The following is a 26,957-nucleotide window of genomic DNA, read 5'->3' on the forward strand; positions in this document are numbered from 1 at the left end:
AATGCTCAAGGCGGGAATGGTGAAAGAGCGTTACAGCGGCGTTGATTCAGAATCAACGCCGCATTTTGCTTATTGCTTCTCTGGTGGGAACACCAGATTCAGAACGATAGCGGTAATACCGCCTGCGGCAATGCCGGAAGAGAGCAGGTTTTTCACCCAGTCCGGAGCGAACTGCAGGATCAGCGGCTGCTGGGAAACGCCGAGGCCGACGGCCAGCGACAGCGCGATAATCAGAATTGCGCGGCGGTTCAGCGGTTCGCGGGATACGATACGCACGCCGGATGCCGCGATAGTACCGAACATCACCAGCGTAGCACCGCCGAGTACCGGCTCAGGAATATGCTGTACAAAACCGCTGACCGCCGGGAATAGGCCCAACGCGATCAGCATCAGCGCAACCACAAAACCAACGTAGCGGCTGGCAACGCCCGTTAACTGAATAACCCCGTTGTTTTGTCCAAAACAGGAGTTCGGGAAGGTGTTGAATACGGCTGAAACAAACGAGTTCAGACCGTTCGCCAGTACGCCGCCTTTCAGGCGTTTCATATACAGCGGACCAGAAACGGGCTGCTCGGAGACATCGGAGGTGGCCGTAATATCACCGATGGTTTCCAGCGAGGTAATCATAAACACCAGCATTAGCGGCAGCAGTAAGCTCCAGTCGATACCCAGGCCATAATACAACGGCGTTGGCACCATCAGCAGGTCCTGACTTACCGGCGCGGTATTTTGCGGTAGCATATCCATAAACCACGCCAACAGGTAACCTGCCGCCATCGCAATAACCAGTGACGCAACGCGCAGGTACGGGTTGCGCTGGCGGTTAAGCAGGATAATCAGCGCCAGCACGACGCCTGCCAGCAGTAAATTCTTTGGCGCGCCAAAGGTGTTGTCGCTCATTGCCGCATAGCCGCCGCCAATCGACGTCAGACCCACCTGAATCAGCGACAGGCCGATAATCATCACCACCACGCCTGAGACCAGCGGGGTAATGATACGACGCGCCAGATGCAGTACACGTGAGATAACCATCTCAGTGCAGCTTGCCAGCATCAGTGTACCGAACAGCGCCGCCATCATGGTTGGGACATCTGCACCACCGGTTTTTAGCGCTGTACCGCCCATAATCAGTGGCGCAACAAAGTTAAAGCTGGTGCCCTGAATGGATAATAGCCCTGAGCCGACCGGCCCCCAGGCTTTGATCTGAATGATAGAAGCCACGCCGGAAGCGAACAGCGACATACTGATTATGTGTTGAGTATCCTGAGCCGGTAAACCGAGCGCCTGGCAAATTAACAGCGCTGGGGTGATTACCGCGACGAACATGGCCAGCAGGTGCTGACAGGCGGCAAACAGGGTCTGGGCTAGCGGGGGGCGATCTTCAAGACGGTAAATCAGTTCACTGTTGTGAGTCTGCGCAACCGGTTGCGCATTTGTTGACTCTACGGCGTTAACGGACATCAGAGGCAATCCCATGGTGGAAAAGCGGTGATTTTATCTGACCATGGCGGAAATGCAAACGTTTGCTACCAGGTGTTCTTAATATTTAAAACGGATAAACAAACATTTTTATATAACTTTTCATGATTTTCTGCTTAAAATCCACACCGAAAACTCAATAAGAGCTAAAAATCGGTCTGGAATGCATCGTGCGTGATTGTGCTAAACGCACTAATGGAGTTGTAAATGTTTTATCTCGATACGTTATCAACGCTGGTTGCGGCAACCCTTGTGTTGCTGCTGGGACGTAAGCTCGTCCAGTCTGTTTCCTTCCTGAAAAAATACACCATTCCCGAACCTGTAGCTGGCGGATTGCTGGTGGCGATTGCGCTGCTGGTGCTGAAAAAAAGCATGGGTTGGGAAGTGAACTTCGATATGACCCTGCGCGATCCGCTGATGCTGGCATTCTTCGCCACTATCGGCCTGAACGCCAATATCGCCAGCCTGCGCGCGGGTGGCCGCGTGGTGGGTATCTTTCTGATTGTGGTTGTTGGCCTGCTGCTGATGCAAAACGCCATCGGTATTGGTATGGCGACTCTGCTGGGTCTGGATCCGCTGATGGGTCTGATCGCCGGTTCGATAACCCTCTCTGGCGGGCATGGAACCGGGGCCGCATGGAGCAAACTGTTTATTGAGCGCTATGGTTTCGCTAATGCGACGGAAGTGGCGATGGCTTGCGCAACGTTTGGCCTGGTGCTGGGCGGATTGATTGGCGGCCCGGTGGCCCGCTATCTGGTCAAACACTCTACCACGCCAGACGGCATGCCGGACGATCAGGCTGTGCCTACCGCATTTGAAAAGCCGGATGTCGGACGCATAATCACTTCGCTGGTGCTGATTGAAACCATTGCGCTGATCGCTATCTGTCTGACGGTGGGTAAAATCGTTGCACAAATGCTGGTCGGAACGGTGCTGGAACTGCCGACTTTCGTCTGCGTGCTGTTTGTTGGGGTGATCCTCAGTAACGGCCTGGCGTTAATGGGTTTTTATCGGGTGTTCGAGCGCGCGGTTTCGGTGTTGGGTAACGTTAGCCTGTCGCTGTTCCTGGCGATGGCGCTAATGAGTCTGAAGCTGTGGGAGCTGGCTTCTCTGGCCCTGCCGATGCTGGCAATCCTGGTTGTGCAGACCATTTTCATGGCGCTGTATGCGATATTCGTCACCTGGCGCATGATGGGTAAGAACTACGATGCCGCCGTGCTGGCAGCCGGACACTGCGGTTTTGGCCTCGGTGCGACACCCACGGCGATTGCCAACATGCAGGCAATTACAGAACGTTTTGGACCATCCCATATGGCGTTTCTGGTGGTGCCGATGGTGGGGGCGTTCTTTATCGATATCGTCAATGCGCTGGTGATTAAGCTGTATCTGCTGCTGCCGATTTTTGCGCAATAATGTCTGTGCGGCGGAGTCACATCCGCCGCCGCTATGAATCGACTATGCGTTGGAGTAGCGCTCGGTTTCCGGCATCCAGCGTTCAATCAGCGCCACAGCTTGTTGCGGATAACGTTCGTGAATATGACGGGCAATGCGCTGAACTTCCGGGATAATCGCCTGATCGCGCAGTAAATCTGCGACTTTGAATTCTGCCGTTCCGGTCTGGCGCGTACCCAATAGCTCGCCGGGCCCGCGGATCTCTAAATCTTTTTGCGCGATCACGAATCCGTCGTTGCTGTCGCGCAGAACCTGCAGACGTTTTTGCGCGGTTTTTGACAACGGCGATTTGTAGAGCAGGACGCAGTGGGAGGCCACCGCGCCACGACCTACGCGACCACGTAGCTGGTGCAACTGCGCCAGGCCCAAGCGCTCCGGGTTTTCAATAATCATCAGGCTGGCGTTAGGTACGTCTACGCCCACTTCAATCACCGTGGTGGCAACCAGCAGCTGCAATTCGCCCTGCTTAAAGGCCGCCATTACCGACTGCTTCTCTGCGGGCTTCATACGGCCGTGTACCAGGCCAATATTCAGCTCTGGCAGCACCAGTTTAAGCTCTTCCCACGTGGCTTCAGCCGCCTGAGCTTCTAACAAATCAGACTCCTCAATCAGCGTACAGACCCAGTACGCCTGGCGCCCTTCATGGGTACAAGCGTTGCGCACGCGGTCAATAATATCGCTGCGGCGGGTATCCGGAATCGCCACCGTGGTGACCGGCGTACGCCCCGGAGGGAGTTCGTCAATGACCGACGTGTCGAGATCGGCATAGGCGGTCATTGCCAGCGTGCGCGGGATTGGGGTGGCGGTCATGATTAGCTGGTGTGGATGGAAACCCTGCTGCTGACCTTTCTCCCACAGCGCCAGGCGCTGATGTACGCCAAAACGGTGCTGTTCGTCGATGATAACCAGTGCCAGTCCGTTGAACTGCACCTGTTCCTGGAAAATTGCGTGCGTGCCGACAATCATCTGCACCTCACCGCTGGCGATAGCTTCCTGCTGTGCCTGGCGCGCTTTGCCTTTCTGTTTACCTGCCAGCCAGCCTACTTCAATACCCAGTGGCGCGAACCAGTTGCGGAAGTTATTGGCGTGCTGTTCAGCCAGCAGTTCGGTGGGGGCCATCAGCGCAACTTGCTTACCATGTGCGATGGCACGTAGGGCGGCCAGCGCCGCAACCAGCGTTTTACCTGAGCCGACATCGCCCTGCACCAGACGCATCATGGGGACATCCAGTGCCATATCGCGTTCGATCTCAGCGGTAACGCGGGCCTGGGCGCCGGTGGGTTTAAACGGTAGAGCCGCCAGCAGCTTATCTTTCAGCGCGTTGTTTGCGAGCAGCGGCTGGGCGTGGAAACGTTGCGCCCCGGCGCGTAGTGCCAGCATGCTGAGGTTATGCGCCAGCAATTCTTCCAGAATCAGACGTCGCTGTGCTGGATGCTGACCGGTTTCCAGATCGCTCAACTGCAGTGACGGCGGTGGACGGTGCAATGTGCGCAGAGCTTCTGGCAGGCTCATCATACCTTGCAACAACTCTGGCGGCAGCAGTTCGGCAATGGCGCAGGTATCGAGCAGGTCCAGCGCTTGATCGGTCAGTTTGCGCAGCGTGGCCTGCTTCACGCCTTCGGTGGTTGGATACACCGGTGTGAGCGTTTCCTGCAATTCCGGCGTGCTGAGATCGCCCTGCACGCGATACTCCGGGTGGATCATCTCTGCGCCGTATTTTCCGCGTTTGGCTTCGCCATAGGCCAGCACCCGGCGACCGGTGGCGAGACTATTTTTCATTGCGGCGCTGAAGTTGAAAAAGCGCATGGTGAGAATGCCGGAGCCATCACTGATCTGACAGGTCATCATCCGGCGTCCGCCGAAGGTGATATTGCAGTTCAGCACTTCGCCTTCTACGGTGGCGTAAACGCCCGGCAGCAGTTCGCCAATCGGGTACAGGTGCGTGCGGTCTTCGTAACGCAGAGGGAGGTGGAGCAGAAGGTCCTGCACGGTGTGCAGGCCAATTTTCGCCAGTTTACTGCTTTGCGCTGCGCCAACGCCGGTCAGAGAATTGAGTGGGATGGCATCCAGTAAACGGCCTTTCATCGCGTTTATCTCGCAGATTGCATAGTGGCCCACCACGTTGCATCGGCTTCAATTTCGCCCTGCGTGTTTACGTGGGGGTAGGGAAGACCTTTGCGCTTAGCGACATTCGCCAGCACCGGATAACCGCCTTCAAACAGCAAACGCTGCTGCTCATCTTGCGCCAGCATGCTGTTTTCTCGTCGGTACATGCCGGCGTTTTGCCGCTGGCGCTGTGCTTCGTACAGAATCAGCGCGGAGGCGACCGAAACGTTCAGCGATTGCACCATGCCAGTCATGGGAATGATGATGTCCTGATCCGCCAGATCCAACGCTTCCTGAGTGATGCCGGTTTTCTCCTGGCCCATCAGGATGCAGGTGGGGCGCGTGTAATCAATCTCGCGAAAATCCACGGCTTTATCTGACAGATGTGTTGCCAGAACCTGCATACCCTGGCTTTTTAAATGTGTGACCGCATCGCCAATAGTGCGGTGAGTCTTCACCTGTACCCAACTGTTGCTGCCTGCGGCAGAAGAGGCCATGGTGCGCATACGGCTACCAGGCCAGACGGCGTGGACTTCATGCACGCCGACCGCGTCTGCAGTACGAATGATTGCAGAAACGTTATGAGGTTTGTGGACCTGCTCCATGCAGACGGTCAGATCGGGCTGACGACGTGCGAGCATCTCGCAAATACGTGCATAACGTTGAGTATTCATAAAACGTGTTCTAGTTACGGTTACGGGTGACTTTTATCACGTCCGGCATGACGCGGATTTTGCGCATGATATTCGCCAGGTGCACGCGATCTCGAGCGGTCAGGCGAATAAAGGCGCTATAGACGCGGCCATCTTTCTCTTCCGTATTCAGACTTTGAATGTTGGAGGTGGTCGTGTTGATTGCCGCCGTCAGGTTTGCCAGAGCACCCTGGTGGTTAAACATATCCACCTTAATCTCGGTGATGAACTCCTGCTCTGTCTCTTTATCCCATTCCACCGCCATAAACTTCTCTGGCTCTTTTTGATAGCCACGAATGTTACGGCAGGATTCATGGTGAATCACCAGACCTTTACCCGGGCTGACGTGGGCAATGATTGGATCGCCAGGAATCGGACGACAGCATTTCGCGAAGGTGATCAGCACGCCATCTGCGCCTTTGATCGGCAGATGACCGTGACCAGATTGCGCTGGCACGTTTGCCGTTGCTTCGCCCTGCTGGAGGTTTTTCGCTACCACCACGCTCATGGCGTTACCCAGACCGATTTCCGCGAGCAGATCGTCAAGGGTGGCGAGCTTCATGCGTTCAAGCTCACGCTGGATGCTCTCTGGCGGGATCTCAGCCAGTTTACGGCTACCGCCTAAGGCATGGTTGAGCAGTCGACGACCCAGACTGACGGAATCATCGCGCTTGAGGTTTTTCAGCAGTTGGCGAATTTTGGCGCGCGCTTTCGAACTGACGACGAAGTTGAGCCACGCTGCATTCGGACGGGCGCCCGGAGCGGTAATAATCTCAACGGTCTGGCCGCTAAAGAGCGGCTGCGAAAGCGGGTAAGGTTGTCTGTCGACGCGTGCGCCGACGCAGGCGTGACCGATATCGGTATGCACGGCGTAGGCGAAGTCGACAGGCGTTGCACCGGCAGGCAGTTCGACAATGCGCCCTTCCGGTGTGAAAACATAAATCTCATCCGGGAAGAGATCAGATTTGACGCTTTCAATAAATTCAAACGAGCTACCGGCGCTCTGCTGCAGTTCCAGCAGGCTTTGCATCCAGCGTTGAGCGCGGATTTGTGCGGTGGTGCTGCTTTCGCCGCCGTGCTCTTTGTAAGCCCAGTGCGCTGCTACACCCATTTCTGCCATCTGGTCCATGTCTTCGGTACGAATCTGTACTTCAACCGGGACGCCGTGAGGGCCGATCATTGAGGTGTGCAAAGACTGATATCCGTTCGCTTTCGGAATGGCGATATAGTCTTTCACGCGACCAGGACGAGGTTTGTACAGGCTGTGCATCTGGCCGAGTACGCGATAACAGGTATCGGAATCATGAACGATAACGCGAAAAGCGTAGATATCCATGATGGAGTGAAAACGCTGCTCTTTGAGCACCATTTTGCAGTAAATAGAGTACAGGTGCTTCTCGCGGCCACTTACGCGACACGGAATGCCTGCCTCCTGTAAACGCCCTTCGATTTCCGAGAGGATTTTTTGGATCATCTCTTTGCGGTTGCCACGAGCGGCTTTAACCACTTCTTTAATCACGCGATAGCGGTTCGGGTACAGCGCTTCAAAACCCAGCTCTTCCAGCTCGGTTTTAATGTGATGAATACCTAAACGGTGTGCCAGCGGACTATAGATTTCGAGGGTTTCACGGGCGATGCGGCGACGCTTGTCCGGGCGTAATGAGCCCAGCGTGCGCATGTTGTGGGTACGGTCAGCGAGTTTGATGAGAATGACGCGGATATCCTGCACCATCGCCATAATCATCTTGCGAAAGTTTTCGGCTTGCGCCTCTTTCTTATCGCGAAACTTAAGCTTATCAAGTTTCGACACCCCTTCTACCAGTTCAGCAACGCTTTTACCAAAAAGCTGTTCCATGTCCTGGTAGGTGGCAGGGGTATCTTCAATCACGTCATGCAGCAGCGCAGCCATCAGCGTTTCATAGTCGAGTTTCATCTCGGCCAGAATGCAGGCTACCGCTACCGGGTGCGTGATATAGGGTTCACCGCTTGAACGTGTCTGGCCCTCGTGAGCGTCACGTGCAACGAGATACGCCTGCCGAAGACGCTTAATCTGGTCTTCCGGCAGGTAGTTTTGAATCAGTTGATTCAGGCTTTCAAACAGATACAAGGGCGACCCGCTTTGTGATTAACGACGACCTTCAGCAATAGCGGTAACGGCTTGTAATTCAGCGGCTTCCTGCTCTTGCTGTTCCTGGCGCTCACGCACGTCGAGGATCTGGTTGTTGATCAGACCTTCTTCGATTTCGCGCAGCGCGATAACGGTAGTTTTATCGTTTTCTTCCGGTACGAGCGGATCCTTTCCGCCTACCTGCATCTGACGAGCGCGACGCGCGGCGACCAGTACCAGGTCAAAACGGTTACCAATTTTCTCTACAGCGTCCTGAACAGTTACGCGTGCCATACTTAAAATGCTCCACAGGTGAAGAAATGACTGGGCATGATACTGAATGTGGGTTCAGTCTGCCAACAGTTTGCTGATTAAAGCGTCATGACGCTGCTTTTGGCGGCTCATGCGCAGACGTTCGGCGCGAATGATAGTTTTCAAATCGCCCAGGGCGGTATCGAAATCATCATTCACAATAAGATAATCATATTCGGCGTAATGGCTCATTTCTGCAACAGCTTGCGCCATACGTTTTGCGATCACGTCTTCGCTATCCTGACCGCGGCCACGAAGACGGCGATCCAGCTCAATCTTAGATGGCGGCAAAATAAAAATACTGCGCGCATGCGGCATTTTTTGACGAATTTGCTGCGCACCTTGCCAGTCGATATCTAAAAAGACGTCTACGCCGGATGCTAATACTTGCTCAATGGTCTCACGCGAGGTGCCGTAGTAATTACCGAAAACCTCAGCGTGTTCCAGGAACGCGTCTCTGCCAATCATGGTTCTGAATTCGTCATGGTTCACAAAAAAATAGTGTTCACCGTGCACTTCCCCCGGGCGCGGTGCGCGCGTGGTGTGCGAAACAGAAACCTGGGTGTCATACAACGGTTGGGTCTTTAATAAAGCCTGAATCAGGCTGGATTTACCCGCGCCACTGGGGGCAGAAACAATATAAAGCGTGCCTTGAGCCATGAGTATCTTAATGTATGTGATTGTCGAAAGAGAGCCTACATACGGGCTTATTATACACGTAGCCGCTATGTGACGTAGCCCTTGTCACACTTTTTGCGCATGTTTATTGCGTTTTGCGTACCAGTTTCCTGTTTTATCCGCGATTTGCAGCAATTCGTGCAAATGTCAGGAACGTTGCTCGCAGGATGATTTTTTGCCGCTCTGTTTCCATTTCAATTCGCGTTATATCTGCCGGGAAACGTACTGTTCAGCGGAGATAGCATGGGATTATGGAAATGCATAGGGCTGGTTTTGCTAATGTGGTATCTACCCTCATGGGCGGTATGCCCCGTCTGGTCGCCTGCCAGGGCACAAGAGGAAATTTCACGACTACAGCAGCAGATAACACAGTGGAATGACAGTTACTGGAAACAAGGGGAAAGTGTCGTAGACGACGCCGTTTATGACCAGCTCAATGCGCAGCTCATCCAGTGGCAGCGCTGTTTTGGCGATGAAGCCCCACCAGATCTATCTGCGCCCCCAATAAGTGGAACCGTCTCGCACACCGTTCCCCACACGGGAGTTCGAAAACTTGCCGATAAGCAAGCGCTACAGCAATGGATGCATGCTCGTAGCGATCTCTGGGTGCAGCCGAAGGTGGATGGCGTGGCGGTCACGCTGGTTTATCGCAATGGAAATCTGATACGGGCGATTAGCCGTGGTAACGGTCTGAAAGGCGAAGACTGGACGCAAAAGGTTCTTCAGATCCCTTCCGTTCCACGTACTACCAGCGGGCTGCTTTCTAACAGTACGTTGCAGGGGGAGATATTTTTGCAGCAACAAGGGCATATTCAGCAGCAGAGAGGGGGAATGAACGCCCGCTCAAAGGTTGCTGGAATGATGATGCGCCAGAGCAACCCGGAAATGTTACGCTCGCTGGCTATTTTTATCTGGGCCTGGCCTGATGGTCCAGTTGCCATGTCGGAAAGACTTGAGCAACTCACTGCTGCCGGGTTCAGTTTCACGCAACGATATACTCAGGCCGTGAAGAGTGCGGATGACGTCGAGAAGGTGCGCGCCAGGTGGTGGACTTCAGCGTTACCTTTTGTGACGGATGGTGTGGTGGTGCGAACGGGAAAAGAACCGCGGGCGCAATACTGGCTACCCGGACAGGGAGACTGGCTGGCAGCGTGGAAATATCCTCCCGTGGCCAGGGTATCTGAGGTGACGGGTATTCAGTTTTCCGTTGGCAAAAGCGGGAAAATTGCGGTGGTTGCATTGCTGGTCCCCGTCATGCTGGATGATAAGCGGGTGCAGCGCGTCAATATTGGCTCAGTACGGCGCTGGAATGAATGGGATATTGCGCCTGGCGATCAGATTCTGATAAGTCTGGCCGGACAGGGGATTCCCCGTATAGATGAGGTGGTCTGGCGCAGCACCCAGCGTAATAAGCCAGCACCACCTGAGGGGCGCTTCAATTCACTAACTTGTTTTTATGCCACAGCGGAGTGTCAGGAACAGTTTGTTGCCAGGCTCGTCTGGCTGGGGGCCAAAGATGTGTTAGGGCTGGAGGGTATGGGCGAGGCGGGATGGCGGGAGCTACATCAGACGTATCGCTTTGAACATATCTTTTCCTGGCTTGGATTAACGCAGGAGCAGCTACAGTCCACATTTGGCGTGAACAAAGGGGGGAAGCTGTGGCATCAGTTCAATCTGTCACGCCATCTTCCATTTACGCGCTGGGTGATTGCCATGGGAATACCGTTAACACAGGCAACGTTGAATGCCAGTCGGGATGGATCGTGGCAGCAGTTACGGGAACGCAGTGAACAAAGCTGGCGGCAACTTCCTTTCATGGGGGAGCGACGGGCACGACAGGTTATTCAGTGGCTGGAGGATAAAGAGATCACAGCGCTGAGCAACTGGTTAGCTGCTCAGCGGATCACGGGCTTTATGCCTTAATGGCCTTCATGGCGATAGTAAAATACCGGCAGCCCCAACTTCAGGCGCAGGGCCAGTAGTCGGGCGGTAAAGCCGAAGAGCAGGGTAGAGATCACCACCACATCGTGGCTGGAGACATAATGTTGCAGCACGATATACAGCACAGCAGCGGCAAATGAAACGCCGGCATACAGTTCTTTCTGGAATACTAACGGGATGCGTTTGCAGAACATGTCACGTAATACACCACCAAAGACTCCGGTAGTGACCGCCGCGACCACGGCAATAATCGGTCCATGACCCATATCCAGCGCCACCTGGGCGCCAATAATAGAAAAGACCACCAGGCCCAGCGCATCCAGGACGAGGAATATTTTACGCAGATAGGGCATGACGGGGGCAATAATGGTGGTGAGTACCGCAGCGGTCGCCACGATAATGACGTATTCAGGGTGCTTTACCCAGCCGAGCGGATAGTGGCCGAGAAGAATGTCGCGTACCGAGCCGCCGCCAATGGCCGTCGCGGTGGCAATGATAATGACGCCAAATGTATCCATACGGCGACGCCCAGCCGCAAGCGCACCGGTCATGGCTTCGGCAGTAATACCAATTAAATATAAAACGTGTAACAGCATGTATTCCCCCTGATTTGCTGGGGCTAAGGTTAACGATTTGTGCGCATTGTCACGATTGAGATTTTCTAAGGTGAAGTGATTTTAATAACTACAGCTAATGTGAGTTTTCTGTAAATGCGTTATGGCATGCGCTTTACTTTATGAATGGTGACAATAAATGATGAGAAAATATAATTCGAACTGGATGGATCACAACCGAAGTGTTGGGAAAAACACGTAGCCCCTCGTTTATGGGGGCTACGTGGAATGGAGTTTACTCGATTGAATCTGTTAGTTGACTATGTGCCTGTAAGTCTTGTTATTGTTGGGTTTTCTTAATTTGAATATTTCATTGGGTACATGTATGGGTACACGTTTTTTGAAGGTGCTTCCCAAATGCTGTGCGTTTTTATTCTTTGGTAAAGAATTGTAAGCCATGAGTTATGCGGCCACATTGATTGGCTTTTTCTGCTTTGGTGGATTTTGTGGCACCTCATCAATATTCATGACTGACACAAATCTGTAAGTCATCGCCTCAGCGTACGCCTGTGTGAAGCCGTAGCGCCTCAGTTCATGGATTAACGCTTCGTCATCCAGTTCCAGCCCGAAAACCTCCTCAGCGATAGCGGAGGCAATTTCCAGACGGGTACTGTTAGGCAGCCGGTTCACGTTCAGCATTGGGCGCACTCCAGATAAAAGAAACCGCCTTTCGGCGGCGCTTAGCAGGGATGGGGATTCAGGGGCGATACACCATGAGATAGCAGTACGTCATTAAGCAGAGCGCATAGGCTTCCGTCATGCTTTCCCCGCATAGAAATTGGCGTTAAAAACCTTCTGGCTCATCGGGGCAGTGTCAGACTTGCCGTAGAATTTCGCATTGAAGTCATGTTGCCCGGTTCCACCCATCGCAGTGCTTTCACCTTCACGCGCCAGACGTGCTTTTTTGAGCGCAGCCATTACAGATGATTTACTCATTTACAGGCTTCCCGCTCGTGAGATGGAAGTAAACCCGCGCCCGGCTCCGCTACGGCTCAGGGCATTCAGCGCAGGCGTTAATGATTCAGCAGTCCAGCCGATCACACCATTAACTGAACGGGGCAGTGGGAAATTGCCAGCATTTGCCCATGCCTTTAACTGGTCTACGGTCAGTGCTTTCCCATACTGGCGCTGATATCGCTCGCATACCTGCTCCGGGCTAACCAGTTTGGTGGCACTCAAGCCCAGCGGGGAAACATGCTCGAACTCAATCGCACGAGAAAACCAGCCGTTTCCGGCAGCATATAAACCAGATGCGTGGCGTGCGGATTCGGCAGTTTTGCGTTGTTGTTCTGCGGTTCGACGTTGCTCAAGGAGGATTGAAGTTACTTCATTCATTCGGGTTCACCATAGCGCAGTAATTGATGATTAATTATACCAAATGTACTAGCTCGGTAGTACATGAAAGGTTAAAATAAATGCGTCGGCTCATCCATCCGGCATCAAAAGAAGCGTAGTGAACCGGAACAGCCTCGCAGCAATGCGGGGCTTTTCTGTTTCTGGTGGGTATACATGATTTATCTGAGGTCAGTAGCAACCAAAATTGATAACTATTGCTAACTATTTTCCGGCTAACCACATGTAAAGGGTCAGCAAATGTAAGCCATAGGTAGGGGTAAAATCAGGGTGCCTAATGGTAAACTACAGGCAAAAAATAAATGAATACGAGGAGTGATTAATGTCAGGCCGAAATATCGGCCTGACTGGTAGGTGTACTTCTTTAAGATGAAAAGTATTAATATAAATAATCCGTACAAAAATCTCGAAAATGTTATCTTATTACAACTTTAATGATTTTCTTATTCGCTTTGAAAGTACAAAGGGCTTCATTGTGTACTGTCATACTATATTTATTCTCAGCGGTAAATTTAAAATAAACAGCATATCCGTTTAAATCATTCTTCATGTTTGTTTTTAAGCTACCATAGTCAATTTCAATGGTATCTGGTAGTTTGAGTCTTGCTATTACGTTGTTTACACATGTAGCCTCAAGTTCGCTAGTGAGTTTTCGTTCAGCATTTTCAGCGGCTTCGGATGCGATCTGCTCCGCTGTTTTAGGCTTCTCTGGAGCATTTATAACACTTAGAACTCCTAAAGCAAACAAACAAAAAAATGTCACTCCAAGCGCGATGATTATTTTGTCTTTTTTTGAATATGTTATTTTTCCTCCTTGATTGAAAAATGTTTTCTTTTCTTCCTTGTTTAATTTCTTGAATTCAGAAAACGAAATTTTATTAGTGCTTATATCTGAGGATTTATTATGATTTTGTCTATGCTCTGTTAACTGCTCTTCTTGTGCGTCGTCAATTACAGCCATACAATTAGGGCAGGTTTTATCATTTTTATCATATTCATGATCGCACTTCTTACATATTAATTTAGCCATAAATAACACCATTGAGAGACCAGAAAAGTAAAGTGATTATATATTTAAAAAAGGGTAGATTGATATGGTCGAGTTAACATTCTTCATCCTTGTTATTCGTAACTAATTTTATAATCGGATAAAACTTCAATATCGTTTTTTCGCTTGTCCCGTTTGTCCCGTTTGTCCCACGAGAAAAAATATCATTAATTTCAGCCGGTTAAGCGTTTAAATACCGGGGCAAGGGACGGGACAGACCGGGACAGGATTTTGTCCCACTCGATTAATTTGGGTGAAATATATCCAATTTCTCAGGGTTGAGGCGAAAAAATACCCGCACGCTGGCGGGTATCGGTTATCAGTCTGACAGACTATCTTTATGGATAATGTAGCACCACATGCGGTCTAATCCCGGCAAGTAACGCCGCTCCTTTCTGACGATCTCCTTGTCCTGAAGTAGCCGCGCCGCTCTCGCATGGTCAAGCCCGGCAAATACCGATTTCCAGGCACTCACCGGAATCATGTATTCATCGTCTTTAATGAAGCCGATACGTGAAGCTGGCACCTCGTCCGGCTTATTGGCATCCTGAAAACGTGCGCCGTCACGAATAATCGTTTGGGTGATGCGCTCCATGATTTCCGTATCTTCATGGTTTTCAGTTCCGCCCCGGCGTTCAATCCATGAATCAAAACAGACCTTAGCCGCTTTGGTGGCCGCTCCTTCACTCCAGCCAGTCAGCTCACGCGATAGCTCCCCAGCGTAGGCAGCAATAGCGAATTTCTCCGCCACGCGCCCGACTTGTCCGGTAGGGTCGTCAGATACATGAGCGAGGAAGTCTGCTTTGAACTCACGCCAGCCATTCTTAATGGTGTCATAGTTGATAGTCAGATACTCAAGCCATGCGTTGAAAGCTGTCCCGTGGTTCTCTGACACTGCTCTGTCGATGCGGTCAGCGAATAGTGCGCCGTTGGCCTCGCCATGGAGTGACTCAAAACAGGCAAATTCGCAGTTATCAGCAGGGATGTTAATCAGTCGCATTTCCTGCCCGGCATATGTGCTTTTACGCGCTGTGCCTGCGTGCGATTTCAGGTCAATTTCACCATTGGATAACAATGCCAGCCGCCATTGCTGAATCTCTTTGGCTGCCCCGCTTTTGGCGCTTCGCTGCTTCCCTATGCCGTTCGGCAGCATGTACGCGATTTCCCCGACTTTGCTTGCGTCTACCTGTGCGATTTCATCCAGACACAGCAAGCCGTCATTGTGGCGCGTGGCAATGCCCTCCAGACCGTTATCTGTCGCCCTCCATGATCGGATATATGCCTGTGGGTCGGAAATTGCAGATGCGGCCACCTTCATTGCGCGAGACTTCCCGGACGATGATGCGCCCACGTAATGGAAGCAGAAGCCGTCAACGTCCAACATGGTTAGCATCGGTGCCAGAAACGGCATAGATACCGCCAGCATCAACCGGCTGTTGCCAGCACATAAAGAGGCCACCTCATCACGCCATGTCTCTACGGTGCCGCTGTGTGGCTCAGGCTTCACACGCTCATTCATCTGATAGACAACCATATTCTTATCAACGGCGTTGAATGTGCGCGTTGGGGTGACGTAAATCGATGGTTTGAACCATCCGCACTGGGTTACGCATGTCAGTCGGCTATTGTGTGACTGCCCTTTCAGGTAGTGGATAAACCTTTTTTCATCCCACACACGCAGACCGCCACCAACCAGAATATTAATGGCTTCCGAACCGCCATTAGCATAAAGGGCTGTCGCTGGCATTGCCCATTGCTTTGGTATCCCATCCCGGTCGCACCATGCTAAAAGTTTTCCCCATGATTCATTATCGTTATCTCTGGTTTCGGCAGTGACCTCAATAACGTCAGATATGCAAACTGGCGCAGGGTTTGGGTTCTTCTCCGTTGGCGCTTTGTAGAGGTAAACGCCAGCGTCCCCGCGCTCCCGGTCGTATTCACGGTGTACCCAGTAGAATGGCGGAAGTTTATCGCCCGGCGGGTTGTCTTTGTGCGCTGCCATCTCAATTACGTTGTTCGTACTCATGCCATCACCTTCCATTGCTCCGCCAGCTCGTCTTTATGGTCGTTCCAGTCGCCGTTGGTCGATGGAATGAGTATTTCCGCGCGATACCTCCGCGCCGCGTCCAGTGCTTTGGACAGACCGGGATTGCCGTCGGTATTGGCATCGTTATCAGCGGCAATAATGATACGGCTCCGTGGGAACTCGCAGCGCACGCTTTCGGTGACTTCACGCAGGTTTCCGGCAGTAAAGGCGACACACACCGGGCAGCCTGTGACCTCCCGAACCGTTGCGGCTGTGGCATACCCCTCAGCAATGAATACGGTGCCATCATTAATGAGGTGACCGCCCAACCAATAGCGTCCGCCTTTGAGAAGCCCGCCAGATTTAAAGCGTTTTGTACCGTCGGGCATGATGAATTGAAGGGATTGTGTACCGCCGTACTGGTCGTGGATTGGAATTAATAGCCAGTCACCAGATTGATAAATGCCGTGGGCTTTAACGCTCTTGCGCACCAGATATGGATGGTTATTGCTGGCAGGCGTTGCGCTGCTCAGCTTTGCGCGGCATTCAATGGCGGCAGCTACCTCAGCTTTGCGCTGTGCTTCCCCCATAGCCTGACGTGCTTCCATCATGACGCGCTTACGCTCAATGCTATTGACCTGAATCCCATCAGCAAAGTGAAATGCGCTAACGCCAGTCTTCCAGCTTCCGAAAACGCAGCCAGCGCCATCGGGGAAGGGGTAAATCCAGCCATTAAGGGAACCGGATTTATCGCCCTCGATACGGAATCGGGACACGTCGCCGGGGGTCAGTTCCGGCATAGCGCATGGCATCACACCCGCATCGCGCATGGTGTCAATCAGGGGTTGTGTCTGACAACTGTTCATATATAATTTTACCTGTTAGTGAGGCTGGCGGATCGGTCGCAAACTTCACCGCCAGCGAAAGAATTAAGAGTTATTTGGCATCATCAGCGGCATCCTTCGGGGTGCCGTTTTGCTTTGTACTCCTCGATCTGCTCTGGTGTCATGTACACAGTAAGTACCGTATTGGCTGGCCGCTGTCCCGTGGCTGGGTCTTTAACGACACCACGAACTCTGGTTAGGCTAACTCTGTTTCTGTTTACTAGGCTTGAAACGACACTATGCAAGTTGCCAATGCCGATATATCGGGCTTGTCTCGTGTTGATTGATTTCCCGGCCAGCATCACCTTGATCACATAAGTCCTCTCAGTATCGAAACTTTCCGGTTTTGGCAGGCCAATGCCCTCACAGCGTTTCTCATCAATTAGCATTTTTCCCCTCCAGCCATTGATTGATCTCCTCAGTTGAAAAAGCCGCTACTCGTGGGGATAGTTTCACTGGTCGCGGCATCTTCCCCGCCTTAACCCAGCGCCATAAAGAAGGCATTGAGATACCCAATTCCTCAGCCAGATTTTTTGGTCGGATGTAACTTTGCTTAATCATGTAGCACCTCTGATTGCTTGTTAGTGTCACGGGATATCCCCGCAAACGAACGATAGCAATATGAAAATCCTACGACGGGTCAGGTAGGAAAATTTTTTTTATTTAGTTCTGTGTGCCATTTCCCAATGGCCGATGTCCCGAAGTGACGGACTCCATCCGCGTTGATTTCATTGCCTGCCGGGTCAACATCCGCAGCCTCGAGTGGGTAGCTAAAGTCTCCCGCCCGGTCTGCGTTATCAGCCAATTCTGCAAGTTTGCATAAAACCGCTTTCTGCTTTGGCTTTTTCCCGCCATTTTCCGCCATGACGGCGCTGTACGCTTCGGCATAGCAGTCCTTTACCGGTGTCTTTCCCTCTGTCTTATTCCGATTCAGGGCGTTTAAAAATCGTTTCACTCCCTTGATCATCTCCGTAGTGTCCATTCCATCCAGTAAGCCGGGAATGTCCACTACGGGCGTGTTAATGGGGGCGTTACATAAGTCCTCGACGAATTTATCAATGCGCGGCGCTCTCCCTGCGTACCAGTCACTCGCTTGGCGCGAATCCTCTTTCCTATCTCGCTCCCAATCCTCCTTCTCTTTTCCGGTGAGTAATGCCACCCAACGGTTACACAGTTCATCCTTCTTTCTGAAAACATCTAAAACGCTCGCATCCCGCTCCCAATTCTCTCGATCTTTTTCGGGGAGTGCTTCCAGCCAGCGGTTGTACAGTTCAGTCTGTTTGGCGAAAACATCAAAAATGCTCATATCTCATCCAATTTGGTTGTTATTTGTTCTGATTGTGGTTTGTGGGACAAAATCCTGTCCCGGTCTGTCCCGTCCCTTGTCCCATTGTTTTTTGTCTAACAAACTGAAATACATTCACTTTTTTCTTATGGGACAAACGGGACAAACGGGACAAGCGAAAAAACGATATTGAAGTTTTATCTGGGGAATCCTCATGCTTTCCGCAGCGGTTGAACGTTGTAATCTTCACCACGTTCCAACGTTTCCATCAGGTTGCCCAGCATCGCTAAAGCCTCCCGGCGCTCCTCAAAATATTGGTGGCGGTTGTAAATGCCCTCGACACCTTTGATGCGGTGATTGAGGCACCGTTCGGCAACGATGGGGTCAACTCCCAATTCAGCCAGATGTGTACGCGCTGTGCGTCGCATGTCGTGAACGGTGAAGTTGGGCACACCTGGCATTTCATGCTTAACCTTTGCCAGTGCGACGGGCAGGGTGCTTTCTTGAATATGGGGGATCATCCTGTGTTGTTGCTTGCGGGCTGGTAATACCCATTTGCTGTTACAGGACAGTAGGCGCAGTTCCTCCAACCATTCGACGGCCTGTTTAGGCAGGGGAATATCAATACCGTCACCAGTCTTTGTGCGCTCGCCCGGCAGATACCAAATGCCATTGGTTAAATCGAACTCACTCCAGCGGGCAGCGCATAGCTCCATTTTGCGCACGCAGGTAACCAGAAGAAGTTTCATGGTCAATTCATTCTCACGGCTAAAGCCTTTAGCCATGCGCATGGCCTCGAAAAACTGAACCAGTTCCTGTCTGGACAGTGCGCGGTCGCGTGACTTTTCTTTGCCGCCTGCGTCACTGGAATCAAACGCAGCAGCGGGATTAACTTCAATCATCCCCAGCTTGATAGCATGGTCAAAGATGCGGCGCACCCAACGTAAAACGTCATTGGCAACGGATGGCGCACCACGCTTTACGATTGCCTGAATTAGGGCGTCGATATCCTTAGGTTTTATCTCTTTGACCTTCTTTTTCCCCATGCGCGGGTTGATATCTTTCTCAAGACGGCGGCGCAGAATGTCGGGGTGTTTCCATTTGCCTAACACTTTCTTTCTGAAATAGTCTTCGGCAACCTCAGCAACGGTTTTGTCGTTCCGCTCCGCTTCAATTTTGGCTTTTGCTTCAGCCTTTCTTTCCTGCTTTTCTCCGGCAACGTCATGGCCGCCAGTAACAAGCGCAGCAAGTCTTTTAGTCTCCTGACGCGCTTCAGCCAGTGACATCAGGCCATAGGTGCCAATGGTCATTACGCGGGGTTTACCAGCCAGACGGTAGCGAAACCGCCATGATGGTTTTGTGTCGTTATTTCTGAAGCGCAGATATAAGCCGTTACCGTCCGATTTGCCCTCGAACCGCTCATTGGCTCTTATCCATGCTTTGATCTGAGTGTCTGTCAGCTTGCCCATATCTCACCTGTGCTTGTGTACCCGATTTTGATTTAGCTATATACGGATTTGTACACTGCTGGGTACACGGAAAATATGCGCTTTTATGATACTAACTGCAACTTTGTGATATGAAAAAAGCCCGTGGTTAGCGGGCTTTGGTGGGGTTTTGATTCTACCTGATATCAGGTGATATGTTACTCGATGTTCTGAATCTGCTCGCGCATTTGCTCGATCAATACCTTCAGTTCAATTGCGGAATTAGTCACCTCGGCATTGATAGACTTGGATGCAAGAGTGTTCGACTCACGGTTGAATTCCTGCATCATGAAGTCCAGACGACGGCCAACAGCCTCTTTTTTCTTCAGAATGTTGTAGGTTTCTTTGACGTGGGCTTCCAGACGATCTAACTCTTCTGCTACATCTATGCGCTGCGCCATCAGCACCAGTTCTTGCTCAAGGCGGTTATTCTCCAGTTGCACCTGGGCGTCTTCCAGTTTGGCTACCAGACGCTCACGCTGCCATTGCAGAATTTCCGGCATATGTGCACGCACTTTAGCGACTTCAGTGCTGACGCCTTCCAGACGCTGCTCGATCAGCGCTTTCAGCGCCTGACCTTCGGTTTCACGCGCGACGATGAAGTCATCCAGCGTACCGTCTAGCGCGGCGAGGATTTCAGCGGCAATGGCGTCCAGATCTTGCTCCTGGGCAGCCATTACGCCTGGCCAGCGCAGGATATCAACTGGGTTAATTTCACCTTCATCACTCTGCATTTTGACCCAGTTAGCAGCGCTAACGAGCTGTTTAGCGAGCTTTTCATTTAGAATCAGCTCGCCCTGGGCGCTGGCATCAGGTTCAAAACGCAGCGTACACTCGACTTTACCGCGCGTCAGACGCGTGCGTATGCGTTCGCGAACAACGGGTTCAAGACTACGGAACTGTTCCGGCAGGCGAAAATAAGTTTCCAGATAACGCTGGTTTACCGAGCGCATTTCCCAGGTAGCGCTACCCCATTCACCCTTGATTTCACGCCGGGCGTAAGCGGTCATGCTGCGGATCATAGACGTTCCTGTTTTTAAAGATGAGATGGGAGGATTATAGCCATCCACGTCTTGTCAGGATAGGAATAACAGTCGGAAGTCCGTATAATGCGCAGCCACATTCGTTTCAAGCCGGAGATTTTATCATGCGTCCAGCAGGTCGTAGTGCCAACCAGGTGCGTCCCGTCACCCTGACCCGTAATTATACAAAACACGCTGAAGGCTCCGTGCTGGTCGAATTTGGTGATACCAAAGTGCTGTGTACCGCCTCTATTGATGAAGGCGTACCGCGTTTTCTGAAAGGTCAGGGCCAGGGCTGGATCACCGCAGAATATGGTATGCTGCCACGCGCCACGCACACCCGTAACGCCCGTGAAGCGGCGAAAGGTAAGCAGGGCGGTCGTACCATGGAAATCCAGCGTCTGATCGCTCGTGCGCTGCGCGCCGCCGTTGATCTGAAGACGCTCGGTGAATTCACTATTACGCTGGACTGCGATGTTATTCAGGCAGATGGCGGTACGCGCACTGCATCAATTACCGGCGCATGTGTGGCGTTGGCTGATGCGCTGAACAAGCTGGTTGCGAGCGGTAAACTGAAAACTAACCCGATGAAAGGGATGGTCGCCGCGGTTTCCGTGGGCATTGTGAACGGTGAAGCGCTCTGTGACCTCGAATACGTTGAGGACTCTGCCGCAGAAACCGACATGAACGTGGTGATGACTGAAGACGGACGCATTATAGAGGTGCAGGGTACGGCAGAAGGCGAGCCGTTCAGCCATGAAGAACTTCTCACCCTACTGGCGTTAGCCCGAGGGGGAATCGAATCCATTGTAACGACGCAGAAGGCGGCGTTAGAAAATTGATTTTAAAGGCGACTGATGAGTCGCCTTTTTTTTGTCTGTAATAAAGTGAGATGAGGAGCGAATCCATGAAACCGTATCAGCGCCAGTTTATTGAGTTTGCGCTTAGCAAGCAGGTACTAAAGTTTGGCGAGTTTACGCTGAAATCCGGGCGTAAAAGCCCCTATTTCTTCAACGCCGGGCTGTTTAATACCGGGCGCTGCCTGGCACTGTTAGGCCGTTTTTATGCCGAAGCGCTGATGGATTCCGGTATTGAGTTCGATTTGCTGTTTGGTCCGGCCTACAAAGGTATCCCGATTGCGACCACCACGGCTGTTGCGCTGGCGGAACACCACGATAAAGATTTGCCGTACTGCTTTAACCGTAAAGAGGCGAAGACCCACGGTGAAGGCGGTAATCTGGTAGGTAGCGCACTTGAGGGGCGTGTAATGCTGGTGGATGATGTTATCACTGCAGGTACGGCTATTCGTGAGTCGATGGAAATTATTCAGGCTAACGGCGCTACGCTGGCGGGGGTACTGATTTCTCTCGATCGTCAGGAACGCGGTCGCGGCGAGATTTCAGCGATTCAGGAAGTGGAACGCGATTATGGCTGCAAGGTGATTTCTATCATTACCCTGAAAGATCTGATTGCGTATCTGGAAGAAAAACCAGAAATGGCAGAACATCTGGCCGCAGTACGGGCGTATCGCGAAGCGTACGGCGTATAAGAACTGCCGGATGGCGCTGCGCTTATCCAGCCTACGCACCGCAGGGTTCGTAGGCAAAATAGGCGAGGTCGCCATCCAACAACGGTGTTACTGCAATTGAGCGGCAACCAACGGCCAGCGGATGTCGAAATCATCCGTTGGGCGGTATTTAAATTCGCTACGTACAAACCGGGACAGCATACCTTCGCAGAAAGCCAGTAGCTGGCTGGCCAGCAGCGTTTCATCCACGGTGTAGCCTTCACCTTCACGCATTCTTTTTTCTCGCAGAACCTGGCGTAACTGCGCCTCAATTCGCTCAAAAAGCTGGTTAATACGGCCTTGCAGACGGTCTTGCTCGAACATCAACGCGTGTCCGGTCAGAATTCGCGTCAGGCCAGGATTACGTTCACCGAACCCTAAAATCAGCAGTACGATCAGACGCAATCGCGCGTTAGTGTCCTTTTCATCTTTCAAAATCAGATTGATACGGGTAATCAGACTATCTTCGATAAACTCAATCAGGCTATCGAACATGCGGGTCTTGCTGGGAAAATGGCGATACAAGGCCGCTTCGGAAACGCCCACAGAGGCCGCCAGTTTAGCTGTCGTGATGCGTTGGCTACCATCGCTGGACTCAAGCATCAGTGCCAGAGACTGAAGTATTTCTTCGCGACGATTCCTTTTCGCAGTTTGCTTTTCTACCATGTTACAAAATACCCCTGAAAATAAGCTCTTGCCAGGCAGGCATCCACACAGCGACCGCAAACTGGTGTTTGCGGTGTGTTATTGCGTTATTACGCTGTGAGATACTTTTCTGCGGGTTACTTGCGCCCGGAATGGCCGAAGCCACCTTCGCCACGATCGGTGGCTTCAAACTCTTCCACCAAATTAAATTCAGCCTGGACGACCGGTACAAATACCATCTGCGCGATACGTTCGCCCGGTTCAATAGTAAAGTTGTCCTGACCACGGTTCCAGATTGAAACCATCAGCTGGCCCTGGTAGTCGGAATCAATCAAACCGACCAGATTGCCCAGTACGATCCCGTGCTTATGGCCCAGCCCGGAGCGCGGGAGCATCACCGCCGCAAGAGAAGGATCGGCAATGTGGATAGCTAACCCGGTTGGCACCAGCGTTGTTGCGCCAGGCGCCAGTTCTACGGCGTCATCAAGACAGGCACGCAGGTCAAGTCCGGCAGAACCAGAAGTGGCGTACGTCGGGAGCGGAAATTGTTGCCCTACGCGCGGGTCCAGAATCTTAACGTCGATTTTTTTCATCATAACGGGTCACGATCTCGTCGAGTAATAATTGGCCCAGGAGTTCTTTGCGCTCAAGCGGTAAGACTTTATCTCCATCCTGCCAAAAAAGGTGTAATGCGTTGCTGTCACTGTTAAATCCTTGAGTAGACAGCGAAACGTCGTTCGCACAGATCACATCAAGGTTTTTGCGGATGCGTTTTTGCCGGGCATATTCTTCCACATTATTTGTTTCGGCGGCAAACCCAACGACAAAAGGACGGTTAGCATCCAGTGCGGCAACACCAGCGATGATGTCCGGGTTTTTGACCATTTTTACTGTTAATTCATCACCCTGCGTTGCCTGTTTTTTGATTTTTTCACTGGCGACAGTTTCAGCGCGATAATCAGCGACTGCGGCGCAGCCGATAAAAATATGCTGTTGTTGCACCGCAGATTGCACGGCGGCTTCCATTTCCAGCGCGGTCATCACATCAATGCGCTGGACAAAAGGCGGTGTGGGTAACGAAACCGGACCTGATACCAGCGTGACATTTGCCCCGCGTTTTGCGGCAGCGGCCGCGATAGCAAATCCCATTTTCCCGGAGCTGTGGTTGGAAATATAACGCACGGGATCAAGCGGTTCACGCGTCGGGCCTGCTGTAATCATGATGTTGAGATGTTGCAGATCTTTGACAGGTGAAAAATGTTCTGCCGCCATATCCACAATTGTTAACGGATCCAGCATACGTCCAGGACCGACATCACCACATGCCTGACTACCGCTGTCAGGACCCCAAATGAGCAAACCGCGCGAGGCAAGAATGCCCAGATTGTGTTGGGTTGCGGCAGCGCGGTACATCTGCTGGTTCATAGCCGGCAGCACGGCAACAGGCGCTGGCGTTGCCAGACAGATCGTAGACACCAGATCGTTGGCCATACCTGCGGCAACGCGGGCAATCAGGTCTGCCGTCGCAGGGGCCAGTATAACCAAATCGGCCCATTTCCCCAGTTCAATATGGCCCATCGCGGCTTCGGCTGCGGGGTCAAGCAGGCTGTCGGAAACGGGATAGCCCGAAACCGCCTGTAAGCTCAGAGGAGTAATAAACGCTTTTGCTGCTTCGGTCATCGCCACGCGGACGTCTGCGCCGCGTTCCCGTAAACGACGCACCAGCTCAGGGGTTTTGTACGCAGCAATCCCGCCACTGACGCCAAGTACGATTTTTTTACCGGCCAGGCTCATCATGATCTTTCCTGTTGGGTTTCACCAGAAGGCGGATATTTTATCACAATCCGCAATGTGTCGTGCTTTTGCCCGCGCTCCAGTTTGCGAGGCTCTACGAAGAAGTGAAAACAGAGCGTCGATTCGCCGCTGGCGTTATGCCACTATGCGGAGGCGAAAGGAGGGGAAAAGCATGGAAAATACAGGACGTATAATGCCTCGGGAAAAGCTGTTGGCGCAGGGGGCCAGTTCGCTGACCGACGTAGAGCTACTGGCTCTTTTTCTACGCACCGGAATACTGGGTAAAGATGTGCTTACGCTGGCGAAAGAGATGCTTCAGCATTTTGATTCGTTGTATGGCCTGTTGTCTGCTGATTACATGGATTTCAGCTATGTTCAGGGCATCGGTATCGCGAAGTACGCACAGTTGAAGGGAATAGTGGAGCTGGCAAGGCGCTACTACAACGTACAGGTGATAGAGGAACGTGCGATACTTAGCCCGGAAATGGCGCGTGAATTTCTGCAAAGCCAGCTTTCGCAAGAGGAACGCGAGATCTTCTATGTGATCTTTATGGATTCTCAACATCGCGTGATTAAACACCGTAAACTTTTTTCCGGAACGCTAAGCCACGTTGAAGTGCATCCGCGAGAAATTGTCCGCGAAGCGATAAAAATGAATGCTTCTGCGGTGATCCTTGCACATAATCACCCTTCGGGGTGTGCAGAGCCGAGCAAAGCAGATAAACTCATCACCGAGCGTGTTGTGAAATGCTGTCAGTTCATGGATATCCGGGTGCTTGATCATCTGGTCATTGGGCGCGGAGAGTACGTTTCTTTTGCGGAACGCGGTTGGATTTAACGCACTTTACGCGATCCATCGGGATCTTTGTCTGTTCGGGACTTGAGCACATCGCTGACTCAGCGTATACTACGCCACCTTTGAGAATCTCGGGTTTGGCATTTGGGCCTGGCAATCGAGAGTTCGCAAATACGCAAAATAATTCTTGTTGCGTCCAATGACGAGGCAACAATGAAAGATTTAGTGTATTGAACTGCGATAACCGGGCTGAGAAGCCTGACGAGGCGCCAATACCCCATACGAAGCTCGAGCTAATTTGATTTTTGGAGAATAGACATGTCCCGAGTCTGCCAAGTTACTGGCAAGCGTCCGGTGACCGGTAACAACCGTTCCCACGCACTGAACGCGACTAAACGCCGTTTCCTGCCTAACCTGCACTCTCACCGTTTTTGGGTTGAGAGCGAGAAGCGTTTTGTCACCCTGCGTGTATCTGCTAAAGGTATGCGTGTTATTGATAAGAAAGGCATCGAAACAGTTCTGTCTGAACTGCGTGCCCGTGGCGAAAAGTACTAAGTACTAAGAGGAAATAAATCATGGCTAAAGGTATTCGTGAGAAAATCAAGCTGGTTTCTTCTGCTGGTACTGGTCACTTCTATACCACCACGAAGAACAAACGTACTAAGCCGGAAAAACTGGAGCTGAAAAAGTTCGATCCAGTTGTTCGTCAGCACGTTTTATACAAAGAAGCGAAAATCAAATAATTTCCGCTTTGATGTAAAGAAAAACCCTGCCTCGGCGGGGTTTTTTGTTTTCTGGCCGTCCCCATATTAATGAGACCTGATACACCGCCGGAGATACTATGCCTGAATTACCTGAAGTCGAAACCAGCCGCCGCGGTATTGAGCCGCATCTGGTGGGGGCAACGATTATGCACGCGACTGTGCGTAACGGTCGTTTGCGTTGGCCTGTATCAGAGGAAATCTATCGTCTGAGTGATAAACCTGTCCTGAGCGTACAGCGGCGCGCGAAATACCTGCTGCTGGAGCTATCAGATGGCTGGGTAATCATTCACTTGGGGATGTCGGGTAGTTTGCGTATCCTTCCTGAAGAGCTTCCGGCAGAAAAACATGACCACGTCGACTTAGTGATGAGTAACGGCAAAGTCCTGCGCTATACCGATCCGCGTCGTTTTGGCGCCTGGCTGTGGACTAAAGAGCTGGATGGGCATAATGTCCTCGCCCATCTTGGCCCTGAGCCTCTGAGCGACGATTTCAATGCTGGTTATCTGCAGCAGAAATGTGCGAAGAAGAAAACTGCGATTAAACCCTGGCTGATGGATAACAAGCTGGTCGTGGGGGTGGGAAACATCTATGCCAGCGAGTCGCTGTTTGCGGCTGGTATCCATCCTGACCGTCTGGCGTCATCTTTGTCGCAGGATGAGTGCGAACTGCTGGTGCGCGTTATCAAGGCGGTTTTGCTGCGTTCTATCGAGCAGGGCGGGACCACGCTGAAGGACTTTCTGCAAAGTGACGGTAAGCCGGGCTATTTTGCCCAGGAGTTGCAGGTCTATGGGAGAGAAGGTGAACCCTGTCGCGTATGCGGCGCGCCAATCATTGCGACAAAACACGCTCAGCGCACAACGTTTTATTGCCGTCGCTGTCAGAAATAACACCATTATCGGCCGGGC

At 52.0% G+C, this 26,957-nt stretch carries 29 protein-coding genes; 8 read left to right on the plus strand and 21 right to left on the minus strand.

All coding sequences use genetic code 11. From position 1 onward, the window contains the following. Positions 1-69: 69 nt before the first annotated feature. Positions 70-1,461, minus strand: coding sequence for a xanthine/proton symporter XanP (gene xanP, locus HV345_RS00365; protein ID WP_003024026.1), 1,392 nt, complete (start codon positions 1,459-1,461; stop codon positions 70-72). A gap of 225 nt (positions 1,462-1,686) precedes the next feature. Between xanP and gltS the strand changes: the two genes are divergently transcribed. Next, a complete protein-coding gene (gltS, locus tag HV345_RS00370) occupies positions 1,687-2,892 on the plus strand; it encodes a sodium/glutamate symporter (RefSeq protein WP_016155009.1) in 1,206 nt (401 codons plus the stop codon). Between the two features lie 42 nt (positions 2,893-2,934). On the opposite strand, the gene recG is transcribed toward gltS, so the two are convergent. Genes recG through gmk form a run of 5 tightly spaced genes read right to left on the minus strand, consistent with a single transcriptional unit; the run spans position 2,935 to position 8,808 of the window. After that, complete coding sequence (recG, locus tag HV345_RS00375; protein ID WP_047358798.1) at positions 2,935-5,016, minus strand: ATP-dependent DNA helicase RecG; 2,082 nt, start codon at positions 5,014-5,016, stop codon at positions 2,935-2,937. Positions 5,017-5,021: 5 nt separating this feature from the next. After that, positions 5,022-5,711, minus strand: coding sequence for a tRNA (guanosine(18)-2'-O)-methyltransferase TrmH (trmH, locus tag HV345_RS00380; RefSeq protein ID WP_016155007.1), 690 nt, complete (start codon positions 5,709-5,711; stop codon positions 5,022-5,024). A 10-nt stretch (positions 5,712-5,721) separates the two neighbouring features. Then, the gene (gene spoT, locus HV345_RS00385) at positions 5,722-7,836 is read right to left on the minus strand and encodes a bifunctional GTP diphosphokinase/guanosine-3',5'-bis pyrophosphate 3'-pyrophosphohydrolase (RefSeq protein ID WP_003024038.1); all 2,115 of its coding nucleotides are present in this window, start codon (positions 7,834-7,836) and stop codon (positions 5,722-5,724) included. Positions 7,837-7,854: 18 nt separating this feature from the next. Continuing rightward, on the minus strand, positions 7,855-8,130 hold the full coding sequence (gene rpoZ, locus HV345_RS00390) for a DNA-directed RNA polymerase subunit omega (RefSeq protein WP_000135058.1): 276 nt from the start codon (positions 8,128-8,130) through the stop codon (positions 7,855-7,857). 54 nt (positions 8,131-8,184) lie between these two features. Then, positions 8,185-8,808 (minus strand): guanylate kinase, encoded by a 624-nt coding sequence (gmk, locus tag HV345_RS00395; protein WP_019078035.1) that lies wholly within the window; start codon positions 8,806-8,808, stop codon positions 8,185-8,187. A gap of 261 nt (positions 8,809-9,069) precedes the next feature. Between gmk and ligB the strand changes: the two genes are divergently transcribed. Beyond that, positions 9,070-10,749 (plus strand): NAD-dependent DNA ligase LigB, encoded by a 1,680-nt coding sequence (gene ligB, locus HV345_RS00400; RefSeq protein ID WP_149382460.1) that lies wholly within the window; start codon positions 9,070-9,072, stop codon positions 10,747-10,749. On the opposite strand, the gene HV345_RS00405 is transcribed toward ligB, so the two are convergent. From HV345_RS00405 to HV345_RS00460, 12 genes are all read right to left on the minus strand, one after another. Continuing rightward, the gene (locus HV345_RS00405) at positions 10,746-11,363 is read right to left on the minus strand and encodes a trimeric intracellular cation channel family protein (protein ID WP_003024049.1); all 618 of its coding nucleotides are present in this window, start codon (positions 11,361-11,363) and stop codon (positions 10,746-10,748) included. The two genes, ligB and HV345_RS00405, sit on opposite strands and share 4 nt — an antisense overlap. 420 nt (positions 11,364-11,783) lie before the next feature. After that, complete coding sequence (locus tag HV345_RS00410) at positions 11,784-12,020, minus strand: hypothetical protein (protein ID WP_116360354.1); 237 nt, start codon at positions 12,018-12,020, stop codon at positions 11,784-11,786. Positions 12,021-12,137: 117 nt separating this feature from the next. Next, complete coding sequence (locus HV345_RS00415) at positions 12,138-12,317, minus strand: hypothetical protein (protein WP_097491588.1); 180 nt, start codon at positions 12,315-12,317, stop codon at positions 12,138-12,140. Then, positions 12,318-12,716, minus strand: coding sequence for a hypothetical protein (locus tag HV345_RS00420; protein ID WP_058683188.1), 399 nt, complete (start codon positions 12,714-12,716; stop codon positions 12,318-12,320). A gap of 433 nt (positions 12,717-13,149) precedes the next feature. Continuing rightward, complete coding sequence (locus HV345_RS00425) at positions 13,150-13,764, minus strand: hypothetical protein (protein WP_116360355.1); 615 nt, start codon at positions 13,762-13,764, stop codon at positions 13,150-13,152. 337 nt (positions 13,765-14,101) lie between these two features. Further along, on the minus strand, positions 14,102-15,808 hold the full coding sequence (locus tag HV345_RS00430; protein WP_162873166.1) for a DUF927 domain-containing protein: 1,707 nt from the start codon (positions 15,806-15,808) through the stop codon (positions 14,102-14,104). Beyond that, a complete protein-coding gene (locus HV345_RS00435) occupies positions 15,805-16,674 on the minus strand; it encodes a toprim domain-containing protein (RefSeq protein WP_116360357.1) in 870 nt (289 codons plus the stop codon). The genes HV345_RS00430 and HV345_RS00435 overlap by 4 nt, the downstream gene beginning before the upstream one ends. Before the next feature lie 83 nt (positions 16,675-16,757). Beyond that, the gene (locus HV345_RS00440) at positions 16,758-17,081 is read right to left on the minus strand and encodes a hypothetical protein (RefSeq protein ID WP_032200671.1); all 324 of its coding nucleotides are present in this window, start codon (positions 17,079-17,081) and stop codon (positions 16,758-16,760) included. Further along, positions 17,071-17,253, minus strand: coding sequence for an AlpA family transcriptional regulator (locus tag HV345_RS00445; RefSeq protein WP_096098264.1), 183 nt, complete (start codon positions 17,251-17,253; stop codon positions 17,071-17,073). Before HV345_RS00445 ends, HV345_RS00440 begins: the two co-directional genes overlap by 11 nt. 79 nt (positions 17,254-17,332) lie before the next feature. Continuing rightward, complete coding sequence (locus tag HV345_RS00450; RefSeq protein WP_032200669.1) at positions 17,333-17,998, minus strand: hypothetical protein; 666 nt, start codon at positions 17,996-17,998, stop codon at positions 17,333-17,335. 191 nt (positions 17,999-18,189) lie between these two features. Beyond that, complete coding sequence (locus HV345_RS00455) at positions 18,190-19,446, minus strand: site-specific integrase (RefSeq protein ID WP_116360358.1); 1,257 nt, start codon at positions 19,444-19,446, stop codon at positions 18,190-18,192. A 176-nt stretch (positions 19,447-19,622) separates the two neighbouring features. Next, complete coding sequence (locus HV345_RS00460) at positions 19,623-20,486, minus strand: YicC/YloC family endoribonuclease (protein WP_019078038.1); 864 nt, start codon at positions 20,484-20,486, stop codon at positions 19,623-19,625. A gap of 125 nt (positions 20,487-20,611) precedes the next feature. Between HV345_RS00460 and rph the strand changes: the two genes are divergently transcribed. Both rph and pyrE read left to right on the plus strand, forming a co-directional pair. Beyond that, complete coding sequence (rph, locus tag HV345_RS00465; RefSeq protein WP_016154991.1) at positions 20,612-21,328, plus strand: ribonuclease PH; 717 nt, start codon at positions 20,612-20,614, stop codon at positions 21,326-21,328. Between the two features lie 65 nt (positions 21,329-21,393). Then, complete coding sequence (gene pyrE / locus HV345_RS00470) at positions 21,394-22,035, plus strand: orotate phosphoribosyltransferase (RefSeq protein WP_016157763.1); 642 nt, start codon at positions 21,394-21,396, stop codon at positions 22,033-22,035. Positions 22,036-22,122: 87 nt separating this feature from the next. On the opposite strand, the gene slmA is transcribed toward pyrE, so the two are convergent. The 3 genes from slmA to coaBC all read right to left on the minus strand — a co-directional run bounded on the left by slmA (position 22,123) and on the right by coaBC (position 24,492). Continuing rightward, the gene (slmA, locus tag HV345_RS00475) at positions 22,123-22,719 is read right to left on the minus strand and encodes a nucleoid occlusion factor SlmA (protein ID WP_016154989.1); all 597 of its coding nucleotides are present in this window, start codon (positions 22,717-22,719) and stop codon (positions 22,123-22,125) included. Between the two features lie 116 nt (positions 22,720-22,835). Beyond that, positions 22,836-23,294: a dUTP diphosphatase gene (gene dut / locus HV345_RS00480; RefSeq protein ID WP_016154988.1), complete on the minus strand. Its 459-nt coding sequence runs from the start codon at positions 23,292-23,294 to the stop codon at positions 22,836-22,838. Then, complete coding sequence (coaBC, locus tag HV345_RS00485) at positions 23,272-24,492, minus strand: bifunctional phosphopantothenoylcysteine decarboxylase/phosphopantothenate--cysteine ligase CoaBC (protein WP_088583168.1); 1,221 nt, start codon at positions 24,490-24,492, stop codon at positions 23,272-23,274. The genes dut and coaBC overlap by 23 nt, the downstream gene beginning before the upstream one ends. A 172-nt stretch (positions 24,493-24,664) precedes the next feature. On the opposite strand from coaBC, the gene radC reads away from it, so the two are divergent. From radC to mutM, 4 genes are all read left to right on the plus strand, one after another. Further along, the gene (gene radC, locus HV345_RS00490; RefSeq protein ID WP_016154986.1) at positions 24,665-25,330 is read left to right on the plus strand and encodes a DNA repair protein RadC; all 666 of its coding nucleotides are present in this window, start codon (positions 24,665-24,667) and stop codon (positions 25,328-25,330) included. A 276-nt stretch (positions 25,331-25,606) separates the two neighbouring features. Further along, a complete protein-coding gene (gene rpmB, locus HV345_RS00495; RefSeq protein WP_003024071.1) occupies positions 25,607-25,843 on the plus strand; it encodes a 50S ribosomal protein L28 in 237 nt (78 codons plus the stop codon). 20 nt (positions 25,844-25,863) lie between these two features. Then, positions 25,864-26,031 carry a 50S ribosomal protein L33 gene (gene rpmG, locus HV345_RS00500; protein ID WP_003024094.1) on the plus strand — a complete coding sequence of 56 codons (168 nt, stop codon included), beginning with the start codon at positions 25,864-25,866 and terminating at the stop codon, positions 26,029-26,031. Between the two features lie 98 nt (positions 26,032-26,129). Further along, positions 26,130-26,939 carry a bifunctional DNA-formamidopyrimidine glycosylase/DNA-(apurinic or apyrimidinic site) lyase gene (gene mutM / locus HV345_RS00505; RefSeq protein ID WP_016154985.1) on the plus strand — a complete coding sequence of 270 codons (810 nt, stop codon included), beginning with the start codon at positions 26,130-26,132 and terminating at the stop codon, positions 26,937-26,939. The last annotated feature ends 18 nt before the right edge of the window (positions 26,940-26,957 follow it).

Source organism: Citrobacter sp. RHBSTW-00986 (genome assembly GCF_013783065.1).
Taxonomy (GTDB): domain Bacteria; phylum Pseudomonadota; class Gammaproteobacteria; order Enterobacterales; family Enterobacteriaceae; genus Citrobacter; species Citrobacter braakii.

Excerpts from the sequence above, each read along its gene's own strand:
- xanP (WP_003024026.1), bottom strand. The coding sequence starts at position 1,461 with ATGTCCGTTAACGCCGTAGAGTCAACAAATGCGCAACCGGTTGCGCAG.
- gltS (WP_016155009.1), top strand. The coding sequence starts at position 1,687 with ATGTTTTATCTCGATACGTTATCAACGCTGGTTGCGGCAACCCTTGTG.
- recG (WP_047358798.1), bottom strand. The coding sequence starts at position 5,016 with ATGAAAGGCCGTTTACTGGATGCCATCCCACTCAATTCTCTGACCGGC.
- trmH (WP_016155007.1), bottom strand. The coding sequence starts at position 5,711 with ATGAATACTCAACGTTATGCACGTATTTGCGAGATGCTCGCACGTCGT.
- rpoZ (WP_000135058.1), bottom strand. The coding sequence starts at position 8,130 with ATGGCACGCGTAACTGTTCAGGACGCTGTAGAGAAAATTGGTAACCGT.
- gmk (WP_019078035.1), bottom strand. The coding sequence starts at position 8,808 with ATGGCTCAAGGCACGCTTTATATTGTTTCTGCCCCCAGTGGCGCGGGT.
- ligB (WP_149382460.1), top strand. The coding sequence starts at position 9,070 with ATGGGATTATGGAAATGCATAGGGCTGGTTTTGCTAATGTGGTATCTA.
- HV345_RS00405 (WP_003024049.1), bottom strand. The coding sequence starts at position 11,363 with ATGCTGTTACACGTTTTATATTTAATTGGTATTACTGCCGAAGCCATG.
- HV345_RS00410 (WP_116360354.1), bottom strand. The coding sequence starts at position 12,020 with ATGCTGAACGTGAACCGGCTGCCTAACAGTACCCGTCTGGAAATTGCC.
- HV345_RS00415 (WP_097491588.1), bottom strand. The coding sequence starts at position 12,317 with ATGAGTAAATCATCTGTAATGGCTGCGCTCAAAAAAGCACGTCTGGCG.
- HV345_RS00420 (WP_058683188.1), bottom strand. The coding sequence starts at position 12,716 with ATGAATGAAGTAACTTCAATCCTCCTTGAGCAACGTCGAACCGCAGAA.
- HV345_RS00425 (WP_116360355.1), bottom strand. The coding sequence starts at position 13,764 with ATGGCTAAATTAATATGTAAGAAGTGCGATCATGAATATGATAAAAAT.
- HV345_RS00430 (WP_162873166.1), bottom strand. The coding sequence starts at position 15,808 with ATGAGTACGAACAACGTAATTGAGATGGCAGCGCACAAAGACAACCCG.
- HV345_RS00435 (WP_116360357.1), bottom strand. The coding sequence starts at position 16,674 with ATGAACAGTTGTCAGACACAACCCCTGATTGACACCATGCGCGATGCG.
- HV345_RS00440 (WP_032200671.1), bottom strand. The coding sequence starts at position 17,081 with ATGCTAATTGATGAGAAACGCTGTGAGGGCATTGGCCTGCCAAAACCG.
- HV345_RS00445 (WP_096098264.1), bottom strand. The coding sequence starts at position 17,253 with ATGATTAAGCAAAGTTACATCCGACCAAAAAATCTGGCTGAGGAATTG.
- HV345_RS00450 (WP_032200669.1), bottom strand. The coding sequence starts at position 17,998 with ATGAGCATTTTTGATGTTTTCGCCAAACAGACTGAACTGTACAACCGC.
- HV345_RS00455 (WP_116360358.1), bottom strand. The coding sequence starts at position 19,446 with ATGGGCAAGCTGACAGACACTCAGATCAAAGCATGGATAAGAGCCAAT.
- HV345_RS00460 (WP_019078038.1), bottom strand. The coding sequence starts at position 20,486 with ATGATCCGCAGCATGACCGCTTACGCCCGGCGTGAAATCAAGGGTGAA.
- rph (WP_016154991.1), top strand. The coding sequence starts at position 20,612 with ATGCGTCCAGCAGGTCGTAGTGCCAACCAGGTGCGTCCCGTCACCCTG.
- pyrE (WP_016157763.1), top strand. The coding sequence starts at position 21,394 with ATGAAACCGTATCAGCGCCAGTTTATTGAGTTTGCGCTTAGCAAGCAG.
- slmA (WP_016154989.1), bottom strand. The coding sequence starts at position 22,719 with ATGGTAGAAAAGCAAACTGCGAAAAGGAATCGTCGCGAAGAAATACTT.
- dut (WP_016154988.1), bottom strand. The coding sequence starts at position 23,294 with ATGATGAAAAAAATCGACGTTAAGATTCTGGACCCGCGCGTAGGGCAA.
- coaBC (WP_088583168.1), bottom strand. The coding sequence starts at position 24,492 with ATGAGCCTGGCCGGTAAAAAAATCGTACTTGGCGTCAGTGGCGGGATT.
- radC (WP_016154986.1), top strand. The coding sequence starts at position 24,665 with ATGGAAAATACAGGACGTATAATGCCTCGGGAAAAGCTGTTGGCGCAG.
- rpmB (WP_003024071.1), top strand. The coding sequence starts at position 25,607 with ATGTCCCGAGTCTGCCAAGTTACTGGCAAGCGTCCGGTGACCGGTAAC.
- rpmG (WP_003024094.1), top strand. The coding sequence starts at position 25,864 with ATGGCTAAAGGTATTCGTGAGAAAATCAAGCTGGTTTCTTCTGCTGGT.
- mutM (WP_016154985.1), top strand. The coding sequence starts at position 26,130 with ATGCCTGAATTACCTGAAGTCGAAACCAGCCGCCGCGGTATTGAGCCG.